We start from the raw sequence: 12,067 nt of genomic DNA on the forward strand, positions 1-12,067 counted from the left end.
TATCTTAAAGTTAGGATGTTATGCCTTTTACTTACTAATTGAAAAGAACAACGCATATTTGAGGAAATGACGAGGTGTATTTGGAATGCAAACTCAATTGGGAGAAAATGATATTAGCTTACCGCAATACTATAACAATCGCGAATTAAGTTGGCTTGATTTCAACTATCGTGTACTTCAAGAAGCCTATGATAAAAACAATCCGCTACTTGAAAAATTAAACTTTATATCTATTTTTAGTTCAAACTTAGATGAATTCTTCATGGTTCGTGTTGCTGGTTTAAAAGACCAAGTTAAAATGGGATATGATAAACCTGAAAACAAAGCACAAATGACACCACAAGAACAAGTTGATGCTATCCAAGAAAAAGCTAAAAAATATGTAGATAAGCAATATGAACGCTACAATGAATTAATGACTGAACTTCGAGATTACGAAATTGTGATGTGTGAACCAAACGAATTATCTGAACCAATATTAGATAAATTAGAAAGAGATTTCAAATTAACTATCTTGCCAACCTTAACACCACTCGGCATAGATGCTTACCATCCGTTTCCTAAGCTTAATAATAAAAGTTTAAACATCTTCGTTGATATTGACACTGAAGATGCCATCAATTCAGCTATCGTTCAAATACCATCACTTATTCCAAGATTTCTAACTTACAATGAAGGTGCTAAACAGTATGTTGTGATGGTTGAGGACGTAATTACTTACTTTATCAATTATTTATTTACTGGTTATGAAGTCTTAAATACATTTACTTTCAGAATTACAAGAAATGCTGATTTAACGATTCATGAAGATGGCGCAGAAGACTTACTTATCGAAATTGAACGTTTCCTTAAAGAACGTAAGAGTGGTTCAGCAGTACGTCTAGAAGTTGATGGTCGTACCGCTAATCCAGATGATCTTGATTGGCTTATCGAGACATTAGAAGTGGATCATCAAGATGTTTATTTCCTTAATGGACCACTAGATTTAACATTTATCTTTGGTTTAGTCGATCATTTATCTCATAAATTAAACTATCTCACTTATGAGAAATATTCACCACAAATTCCACGTTCACTAGGAAACAACAATTTATACGAACTTGCATTGAAACGTGACATCTTCTTCCACCATCCGTACGAATCTTTCGAACCGATCGTTGATTTTATCCGTGAAGCGGCAGATGACCCTAATACGATTGCAATTAAACAAACATTGTATCGTGTAAGTAAAGACTCACCTATCATTAAGAGTTTGAAAGAAGCCGCAGAAAAAGGGAAACAAGTAACCGTACTTGTGGAATTAAAAGCACGCTTCGATGAAGAAAACAATGTCCATTGGGCACGTATGTTAGAAGACGCAGGGTGTCACGTGATATACGGTATGACACACCTGAAAACACATAGTAAAATCGCATTAGTAGTTAAGCGTGTCGGTGGCGAATTAACGTCATTCGTTCACTTGGGTACAGGTAACTATAATGACAAAACTGCGAAATTATATACAGATATGGGTATTATCACTACAAATAAACAAATTGCAGAAGATGCAATTAACTTCTTCAATTATTTAAGTGGGTACTCTGTTAAACCAGAATACAATAAATTAATCGTTGCACCATTTGATATTCGTGACGTCTTTATCGACCGAATCGACAAAGAGATTAGCAGTCACCTTCAACATGGTAACGGTAAAATTATGATGAAAATGAACTCATTAACAGACAAAACAATCATCGAAAAATTATTCGAAGCATCACAAGCCGGTGTGAAGATTCAACTCATTATTCGTGGTATTTGTTGCTTAAAACCTGGTATCCCAGGCATTAGTGAAAACATTGAAGTTGTAAGTATCGTTGGTCGATTATTAGAACACTCTCGTATTTATTACTTCCATAATAATGGCGATGAACGTATTTACTTATCATCAGCTGACGTAATGACACGTAATATGATTAAACGTGTAGAAATCCTATTCCCAGTTGAAGATAAAGAGATTGGTAAACGTTTAGTTGACTTTATGGATTTACAATTATCTGATAACCAAAAAGGACGTTTCCAAGACGAACATGGTCATTACCATTATGTAGAAAATAACTTGTCACCATTAAATTCACAAGTTTATTTAATGCAAGAAGCGATTAAATATGGCCAAGAACTTAAAAAACGTTCAGCTCAACCTTCAGGCATGCCCGTCGTATCGAAACGTCGTGCAAATTGGATGAACCGTATTCGTCGTTCATTAAAAAAGTAATGTCATTATAATATTATTTATAAATATACAAAATTAGCAGTGAAGTAATTTATAGTTATAGATTACTTCACTGCTTTATTTTTTATACATTTTGAATTGAAAAACTCTCTGACTAATAAATCTATAAAAAGATTTATTCATTATGAGTTAATCCCTACAAAAATTCTTTAATAAACAGTTAATTCAACATACTTATCTTAATATTTTTTAAATGAATTGTGGGCATTCATGTCTGACAACTCTTCATAAATTTCTTTTTGTTTTTGATTGATTTTTTTATAAGCTAAATTCATGTCATTATTTAAATTTTGTATATTAGCATTAGATTGATTTACTCCAACATTTATTTCTTTTAATAACATTTGTTGTTGATTACCCTGTTGCAAAATAGCATTTGTTGTATTCACATTTGTATCAATTATATTCTTATTCATTAAATTTAAAGTTGATTGAATGTCATTAAGGTGATTTTTAAGTTCATTCATATTTTTTTGTTCTCTATACACATTAATTATTTCTTTCCAGTCATCGCCATATCCAATACTTAAAATAGCATACAAAGTTGAAACCGTATTATTGTCTCTAAAATCATTTGGTAAATATATTAAAAGCTTATTTAATTCAGTTTCAAATTTAGAATATACCGCAGCATACTTTCTTCTAATCTCAGCATCAATTCTTTGATATTCTACATTAACTAGGTTTTTTTGTTCCTCTATATGCAAATCTTTATAAATTTGGCTTTTTGTATAAATCATCTTTTGATCTTCAACTTTTGCTCTACTTAATTCGTCTTCAGGTTTTATTTTCTCGGCAATATAATTATTAAACCTTATTTTTAAGCCATCACAAAACTTAGAAAATATATAACCACATGCAATCCCAGCAAGCAAAGAAGTAATGCCTAAAATATTTAAATACCACGGTAATAATCCTGCTACAAAAATTTTAGAAATCAAAAACACAATTAATATTCCAATTACTTTTGCAATTGTAAAAATTGTATTAGTATATTTTAAAATTTTAAATAGTCTATTATTATAGTTTAAAAATACTGATTTATAGTTTTCATCATAATTTTCAACACCATGTTTATTAACATAGTCATTATATTTACTATCTATATCACTCAAACTATTATTTTTTCTATTTACATTATCATTAAGTAATTTATTATATTCTTTCTGACCTTTATTTATTGTATCTTGCAAACTATAAACCATCAAAAAATAATTTTCTAAATCACCACTATTCATATTTCTTAAAACTTTATCTTGAGAATAAGAGCGATATTTATTTTTAAATAAATCTATACTTTGCATATCTATATTTGCCATTCATGATTTCCCCTATACTTTTATATTTACTTATTTAAAAATTATCAAATGATAGAGACATATAATGTCTATAAATAAAATTAATAGCTCTTATATGCAAAATATAAATTATAATACTTTAAAATTTAAGGGAGCGTACAGTCCACTTCTCTCTACAACTATAAAAAAAGCTATGAAGAAATCTATCGTCATAGTTTTCTTCATAGCTAATCTTAGTATGTTTTATAAAATAGATAGTACTTTATCAATTTAGAAAAACACATTATCTTAAATCTATTATTTTTCTGGATGATCGTACCAATGATTTAAGAAATGATATAGCACATCGCTGTAAGTTTGAAGTTCCGATGCTTCAATCTTCTCATCTACGCTATGTGCTTCTTCTAGACTACCAGGTCCATATAAAATCGTAGGAATGCCAAAGTGTGCAGTCCAGCCACCATCCGTTACTGTCGTACTCATACCATGTTTTAAGTCTGTGCCATGAACATGATGATGTGCTGATTGTAATTGTTTAAAACCAGGATGATTGAGCGGAATAGTGAAGCTTGGGAAGATTTCACCTTTATCTTCAATCATTGATTCACCGCCCCATTCAAATTGTAATGGGTTCTCACGTAGCCAAATATCCGCTTCAGCTACACGATTCAAATAATCTTCTATCTCTGCGACAACATCTTCATAACGTTCATTTGGTAAATAGTGAACGGTTATCCATAAACGGCACTCATCTGCAATAAAGGCAGGATGGCGTCCACCTTCAATGACTGCTGGATTAATCGTATTGGCACCAGGTGGCATACCCGGACTATGTTTCATCACTGCCCAATGTTGTTCTAAGTCATTTAGAGCGTGTATAATTTTTGTCATTTTCTCAATGGCACTCGCACCAAATAACCCACCACCAGCATGAATGGTTTGACTACGTGCACCATCATGAATGGTATTCTTACTCTTCACAGTAATCCAACCCGTAATGACGCCACCTTGACCAAGTGCCATATTCTCGCTTGTATCAAGCACGAGTGCTAAGTCTGCTTGAGGTCCAATTTCACAGGCACGCTTTGTACCTGCTTCGCCAACTTCTTCGCCTACAACAGACTGTACAATGATATCGCCTTTAGGTTGTCGACCTTGTTGATGTAACTGTTCAAGTACATAGAATAACGATGCCATACCACCTTTCATATCACTGACACCACGTCCATATAACCAGCCCTCATTTTCAGTTAATTGAAAAGGCGGATACTGCCAATTCGAATCATCATCGACTGACGCTACATCAACATGTCCATTTAATATGAGTTTCGGTGCTTCAGGGTCCTCACCCTTTAACGTTGCGACAATAATACTATCATTCTTATACAGTTGTTCTCGTTGAATGCTAAAGCCATAACGTGTTAATAATGTTTCTATCTCATCTTGTAATGGGTCGGTATTACGTCCCGGTGGACTCTCCGTATTGTAATTTACTAGCAATTCCAACAAGTTATAAAGACGTTCCTCCATCTTCGTCACTCCTTTAAATCATAATCCCCCACTACGTCCTTCATTACCAGTGTATCACGATAAAGATTACAAAAAAGGTGTTTCTTGCCAAATGACAAGAAACACCTATGACTATTATACCGGTCTCACAGTTACTTCGTTTACATTGACATGTGCTGGTTGTGTTAGTGCATAAACAATCGCATCTGCTATGTTTTCAGGATCTAGTTTCTTACGACCACCAAAGTCACTATGTTCTGTCATTGGTGTATCCACCATACCTGGTAAGATGCTTGTCGTTTTAATACCTGTTTTGGCTAATTCCTTTTCTAAGCCATTAAAAATCATCAGTACGGCAGATTTCGTTGCACTATATAAGGCACTGGATTTAGAAACTTCATTCGCAGATATTGAAGCTAAATTCACAACATGTCCTGATCCTTGTGCCTCGAATTTAGGTAATATCGCATTCAGACTATATAGAAGGCCTTTAATATTTGTATCTACCATTGCATCCCATGCGTCAACTTGATAGTCTGTAATTTTAGAAGAGCGCATAAGGCCTGCACAGTTAACAAAGATATCGACCTGTCCAAATGTATCGATGGCTTGAGCGACTAATGCATCAACATCTGTTTGAATGGTTACATCTGTAGGTACAATGTGTACGGCCTCTTCATTTAATGTTTGTGCGACTTGGTTTAATTTATCTTCACTACGTCCAGCTAAGACGACTTTCACACCTTGTGTCGCAAGTGCTTTCGCTGTTGCTGCTCCGATACCACTACTTGCACCGGTAATAATTGCTACACGTCCATTTAATTCTGTCATTTTACTTCATCCTTTACTATAGATTCATTGAATACATTACCTTATTTCATATACATTAAACCTTCATGATTGTTCCCGGGAAATATTATCATGAAAATACTGAGAAGAATTGTAATCTTTATGAAAACGTATTAAAGTTAATGTATATACGTAAATCATTGGGCATATAGAAAGATAGGAGGAGACGCAATGACATTTGAAGAACGTATTCAAGCGTTACGCGCTGAAAAGAGTAGAACAAGTTTCTCATTCCATTTCATCGATTTATATAGTGAGGACGAATGGATGAATATGAGTGTGAAACAACGCACACGCCAAGAAAGAGAATTTATCGCACAATTGGACGAAATACCACGTGTAAGAATGCCATTCTCTAGTCAAGAAGGGTATAAATTCAAGTTATATAATCAAGAATACCAATACAATGAAGTTAAGAAGAATTTCAAAAACTTATAATACACTGAAGCCCGTATCTCTATGGTAAGATACGGGCTTTCAACACATTATTCCAGAATGATTAGGGGTATATTTATGGTATGCCTTCGACTGCTCACCAACGAAGGCATATAAGGTTCTTGAATGTTAATAGGAGGCCATTCAATTTGAATTAATTTGTAACGAGTGTTTTACGTTCGAGTCCATAGTAATATAGTCGTTCTGCATCAATGTACGGAATAGAATCGATAGTCAAGTAGCCATCTTTAATATCACCGATCATTCCTTGATTAACACCAGTTTTTAAATAAATTTCGTAACTGCCTTCATCAGAAAAAACAACTTCTTCAATTACTTTTCTCATCAGTATCACTTCCCATTACTTATTCCTTACAATTCTTATCATACACCCTTTTAAAAATTTTTAAAGCCTTTTGTGATACTTTTCACAAATAGTTCACTTTTTTGAAAATGATAATAATTGAAGATGCTTATGTATGTGGAATATAAATGGCATCCAGTATTAATATTTGCTTATTTTTGTTGGGACGATTTCATATTGAAAAAAAACTAAAAAGTAGTTCTTAGATAGATATTCACTTGCTTAAGTTATTTCGCTTTCCTGCGGGAAAGGCTCAAGCCTGTAGTCTTGAGACACTTTCTTTTCCGCTAGGAGTCTTATAACTTCGCTACGTTATCTATCTTAGAACTACTCACCAATGTGCTAAAGCACTTAGGTTCAGATAATTATACTTTTATGTTACCCCTCTTAACTATGATGTATATTCTATAGTTTGATTAATATGGTAACACTTAAAATTTTTACGATTTAAAATATAAGATCATGATTTAACATTAAATATTTTAAATTGAATACACTCGGCATTAAAGACTTTCTCTATTAAATCCTCTACACTTTCAAATTCATCATAGTTTTCATATGGATCAATAATATAAAACTTAGGTGTTTTACTATTTAATCCTATAATTCTGAATATCAAATATTTTTGAGGGTTCTCATACATGGCATATATTTCATTTAATGATAAGTAAAAAGGTTCATCCTCTTTTTTAGATTTAGTGGCTTTAATTTCAATATATTTTTCAACTGGACTATCTAAATTTTGAGGATCAAAAGCAGTCATGTCATATCCATATCCGTGCAGTTCACCCATAGACGTATCAATTGTATTAATAAATTGTTCTTGTAAATTTTTATCAGATATATTTTTTTCAATTAAATTCATAAAATATTGATAAGCTAATTTTTCTCCAATTTGCCCCGTTATTTTGTTTTCTTTATGGGCTTTTTCAATGTCGTCATCAGTCTGTTTTTTAGTAGAGGTCTTATATTTTTTTGCATACGTGGAAGCTTTGGGTTTATCTATTTGAGACATTTGAATATTTTTATTTTCATTAATACTTTCATTAAGTTCTTTAGTCTCTATTATTGTTACTATTTCATTAATATTTAATAATAAAGCGTTATATTCATTTATATTAATTTTATTTACTAAACCGTTAAGTAATTTAATCATTTCTTTGTAGTCTGAAATCATCATCTCCTCGGTATACACTTCAGTCTCAAAATCATAATACTTATAAATAATTGAACCGTGAGCATATCCACTTGGCAAATCCGATTTATCATATTTACTATCCTTATTATTTGAATAATAAAATCTACCTACTTCAAAGTTATTATCATCCAGATATGACGCTAAATACTTTGAAAGGGCAAGTGCTTTTTCTTTAGCTTTTTTCACACCCAAAGTTTTTTCTTTTATTTCGCTCCAACCTTGATTTAGAGAGAGATATACTCCTTTGCCTTCGGGGTGAAATAAATAAACAATGTAGTAACCTTTTTGAGTGCTTTTAGTTATATTAGTGTTAAAGGTAGTAACCCATGGAACCATACTATAATTTCCCTTTCCAACACTTCCAGTAGTTAAAAGGTCTTTATTATTAGATAAATTTTCTAGCTGTTTTGGCAATAATTCTTCAATAATTGATGAATACTTGTCACTTAGGTCCCAATCTTTATTCGTTCTGACATCTTCACTATTTTTCATTTTTATCAAATTCAAAACATTTTTTATATCTTTTATCATCTTGAATCCCTCTAATCATTATGTATATTACATATATTATTATATATTCAAAATAATAAAAGACACCATAGTGCAATTTAATATCTAACTAATTACACTATGGTGAACATTAATGTTATTCTTCTACAATATATCTATATATATCATCTCTAATTGATGTCTTCATAGTAAAATTCATTGTTACTACTCTATCACCAATATCTCGAATTTCTTCTTTAGCTGTTCCTTGGATGTATTCTGCTTCTCCTAAATAATAATGAAGTCTTCCTTCAGCATCACTTTTCTTTACAAAAATATAAACTTTTTTATTTTTCTCTTTATGGTTAATAATATCTTGTATTTCATTACTTTTTAATGATGCATTTGCTCTTGAAACCCAAGCTAATTCATCTTGACTAATAAAATGATCTTCATATTTAATATTATCTTCTATATCTTCAGATTTTTTATATGTAATAAATACTGGAATATGATCATCCAACACTCTATAACCATAAATGTTATTACTCATATTTTTTTCATCATTTCTCCAGTTTACTAATTTTAGAAAATCTAATCTCGAATATTGATTATAAAGGATTAAGTCATTCCCTGAATTTTGAAACTTCTCATTATAATATTTAGCTAAACTAATTAAATCGTCTACATATAATTGATATTGCATATCTGCCAAATGTTTTTTAAATGAAGCGCTCAAACTATATTTATTTCCATTCTTAGTTATAATTGGACTACCATATCTCGCATGTTCTGCTTGACCAAAATATTCTAATGTTAATATTTTTAAAGAAGTGTTAATATCCTCATTATTAAGATGATTCAATTCATCATATATTTCTTCACCTATTTGACCTTTATTGATTATATATTCAAGTACTAAATAATCCGAATTTTTTAATCCAGGTGATATTTCTCTTGATAAGAAACATAAATTTTTTGTTGCATCATCTGAGAGTTTCAATTGCGTATAGTTATATTTTTTCAAAAATTCATGATAACTGCTAAATTTAGATAATATAACTTGTGGATCAATTGAATTTTGTTTAATAAAGTCCATGAGCAATGGCATACGACCTATTCGCTCTTCGACTGTCTTGAAAGCATCGATAATAATCTTAACACTATTTAATTTAGCATTATCGATTGAATCATAGATTTTTTTCTTAGCTATTTCTTCAAAGTTAATCGTTGATATACCTTCTATTTGATTAGGGTTGCTTAGAAATTGACGGTATGCATTTTTATTTTGTGATTGATTGTCTGATAATGCTATTGGAATGAGATAATTATTTTTATAGTTTCCTATGAAATCTATGATTGTAACATATTCTTTTTCAGAACTTTTTCTCAATCCTCTACCTAACTGTTGTATAAATATAATACTAGACTGCGTGCCCCTTAACATTATAATTTGATTTACTTCCGGTATGTCTATACCTTCATTGAATAAATTGACTGTAACGATATAATTAATTTCACCATTAATTAGCTCATTTGTTACTTTCATTCTTTTATTAGGGCTATCACTACCAATTAATGACTTACTTGGAATATTTCTAGCTGTCAGCATTTCTGCTATTTCAATAGCTTCTTCTTTTCTACTAACAAATATTAAACCTCTTAACTTATCGCCTGAAAAACCGTAATAATCAGCTTTTTCAACTATATGATTAATTCTCTCTTCAGAGGTTAAATCTTTCAAATCTGTAAAATCATCACTTTCTACTCCATTGTGTACGTAATCCGTCACTCCATAGTAATGAAACGGACAAAGTATTTTACTTTCTAAAGCTTTAGGTAATCTAATTTCATATGCAATATTATTATCAAATAATTCAAATATGTTACCATCATCTGTTCTCTCGGGCGTTGCTGTCATTCCTAACATAAAATCAGGTTTAAAATAGTTGAAAATCATTTGATATGTTTTAGCATCAGTTCGATGTGCTTCATCAAACACAATATAATCAAACTCATCACTTTCAAAATTTTTATAATTATCATTTCTACTTAATGATTGAATAGTTGCAAAAACATATTTTGCAGTATCTTCTTTTTGAGTTCCTGTATATAAACCAAAGGATTGCTGACTTTCATGAGGAAATACTTTGATAAATTCTTGACGCGCTTTCTTTAAGATACTTTCATTATGAACAATAAACAAAAATTTATTAGGTCTATAATTTCTCACATCTAGAGCACATAGAATAGTTTTACCTGTACCAGTAGCTGATATAACTAACCCTTTATGTTCACCTGTCTCTCTTAATTGACTTAAAGACATTAAGGCCTCTTCTTGCATTATATTTGGTTTGATTTCATTTGTTTTTTCGAATCTATTTAATAAAGTGTTTTGTTCATTATTGATTTCAAATAAGTTTTTATAAAGTTTTGGACTAAATGATTGCTCATAGTTTTCGATCCATTGCTCATTTAAAGGTGTACTATTACCCCATAACTCTTCAAATTGATATTTAATGTTGTATATTAAATCCCCATTTTTATGAGTTGATAACAATACATTATGTTCATAATTTACTTTCATCGCAGTTGATGTTAAATTTGAGCTTCCAATAATCATAGAAGAATAGTTATCATGCTCAAAAATGTAACCTTTAGCATGAAAACCTTCAATATCTGTTAAACGTACTTCAACATTATTTAACTTCAATAACTCTTTATACATCTTTGGCGTATTAAATCCTAGATAATTTGATGTAATTAACTTTCCTTTTATGCCCTTTTTGTTTAAATCATAGAGTACTGATTTTATACTCGCTAACCCACTTTCAGTAATAAAGGCTACTGAAATATAAAATGCCTTACATTTATTTAACTCATTTAAAATCGTAGTTAATACATTTTGATTTCTATCATTAATTAATATTTTAGGGTTTAGATTGCCTTCATGAACAACATTTTTATCTATAAAACCCTTATTTAAAGACTGCTTTAAATTTTCTACAATATTATTATTCATTTTTTTCACCAGTCGAAATCAATTCGACAGCAGGAATATCTGCTGGCGCCCATTGAAGTGCCTTTAATTCATCTGTATGTAACCATTTGATCTCTTTGTGCTCAGTTAACGTCGGCATTTGATTATTTAAGGTACATTTAAATGTCGTTAATTTTACAATACCAAACTCATATTCATGTTCTGTTGTAGTCACTTTTTCCCCAACTACTAAATCACATTTCATTTCTTCTTTTATTTCTCTGATTAATGCTTCTTTTTCTGATTCTCCAGACTCAATTTTGCCACCTGGAAATTCCCACATTAACGGTAATGACATATTCTCACTACGTTGTGCACATAAAACTTTATCCTCTGAATAAATTATTGCACCAACAACATTTATAACCTTTTTCATAGAAAACACCCACACCTTTTACTTTTATTAATTATAATTTTATCAAAACTTATATGATCATCAATGCTCTAATTTAAAGTTCACATTTGTTTTTCAAAATTTATATCAATCTTTTTAAATTATAATTTTGAAATCATATTACATAATGATAACTCAACAATTTATTGATACTTTCAGTCCATTTTTTGATAACGTATACCTTAATGTTTGGTTTATAATTAACTTACATTAGATCGATCT

At 30.7% G+C, this 12,067-nt stretch carries 9 protein-coding genes; 2 read left to right on the forward strand and 7 right to left on the reverse strand.

Annotated elements, in window-relative coordinates; all coding sequences use genetic code 11:
* Window positions 1–85 precede the first annotated feature (85 nt).
* Window positions 86–2,251, forward strand: coding sequence for an RNA degradosome polyphosphate kinase (locus tag AK212_RS01440; RefSeq protein WP_053028761.1), 2,166 nt, complete (start codon window positions 86–88; stop codon window positions 2,249–2,251).
* 197 nt (window positions 2,252–2,448) lie between these two features.
* Here AK212_RS01440 and AK212_RS01445 read toward each other — a convergent pair whose 3' ends face one another.
* From AK212_RS01445 to AK212_RS01460, 3 genes are all read right to left on the reverse strand, one after another.
* Window positions 2,449–3,588, reverse strand: a complete 1,140-nt coding sequence (locus tag AK212_RS01445; RefSeq protein ID WP_053028762.1) for a hypothetical protein — start codon at window positions 3,586–3,588, stop codon at window positions 2,449–2,451.
* 276 nt (window positions 3,589–3,864) lie between these two features.
* Window positions 3,865–5,097 carry an acetylornithine deacetylase gene (locus AK212_RS01455; RefSeq protein WP_053028764.1) on the reverse strand — a complete coding sequence of 411 codons (1,233 nt, stop codon included), beginning with the start codon at window positions 5,095–5,097 and terminating at the stop codon, window positions 3,865–3,867.
* Window positions 5,098–5,211: 114 nt separating this feature from the next.
* The gene (locus AK212_RS01460; RefSeq protein ID WP_053028765.1) at window positions 5,212–5,907 is read right to left on the reverse strand and encodes an SDR family oxidoreductase; all 696 of its coding nucleotides are present in this window, start codon (window positions 5,905–5,907) and stop codon (window positions 5,212–5,214) included.
* A 189-nt stretch (window positions 5,908–6,096) separates the two neighbouring features.
* Here AK212_RS01460 and AK212_RS01465 point away from each other — a divergent pair, with 189 nt between their 5' ends.
* Window positions 6,097–6,363 carry a DUF1413 domain-containing protein gene (locus tag AK212_RS01465; protein WP_053028766.1) on the forward strand — a complete coding sequence of 89 codons (267 nt, stop codon included), beginning with the start codon at window positions 6,097–6,099 and terminating at the stop codon, window positions 6,361–6,363.
* Between the two features lie 151 nt (window positions 6,364–6,514).
* Here AK212_RS01465 and AK212_RS01470 read toward each other — a convergent pair whose 3' ends face one another.
* The 4 genes from AK212_RS01470 to AK212_RS01485 form a co-directional block, all read right to left on the reverse strand.
* The gene (locus AK212_RS01470) at window positions 6,515–6,706 is read right to left on the reverse strand and encodes a hypothetical protein (protein ID WP_053028767.1); all 192 of its coding nucleotides are present in this window, start codon (window positions 6,704–6,706) and stop codon (window positions 6,515–6,517) included.
* Between the two features lie 478 nt (window positions 6,707–7,184).
* Window positions 7,185–8,453, reverse strand: a complete 1,269-nt coding sequence (locus AK212_RS01475) for an MrcB family domain-containing protein (RefSeq protein ID WP_154392005.1) — start codon at window positions 8,451–8,453, stop codon at window positions 7,185–7,187.
* 115 nt (window positions 8,454–8,568) lie between these two features.
* Window positions 8,569–11,433 carry a DEAD/DEAH box helicase gene (locus AK212_RS01480; protein ID WP_053028768.1) on the reverse strand — a complete coding sequence of 955 codons (2,865 nt, stop codon included), beginning with the start codon at window positions 11,431–11,433 and terminating at the stop codon, window positions 8,569–8,571.
* Window positions 11,426–11,827, reverse strand: a complete 402-nt coding sequence (locus tag AK212_RS01485) for a (deoxy)nucleoside triphosphate pyrophosphohydrolase (protein ID WP_053028769.1) — start codon at window positions 11,825–11,827, stop codon at window positions 11,426–11,428. The genes AK212_RS01480 and AK212_RS01485 overlap by 8 nt, the downstream gene beginning before the upstream one ends.
* Window positions 11,828–12,067 lie beyond the last annotated feature (240 nt).

Source organism: Staphylococcus borealis (genome assembly GCF_001224225.1).
In the GTDB taxonomy this organism is placed as follows: domain Bacteria; phylum Bacillota; class Bacilli; order Staphylococcales; family Staphylococcaceae; genus Staphylococcus; species Staphylococcus borealis.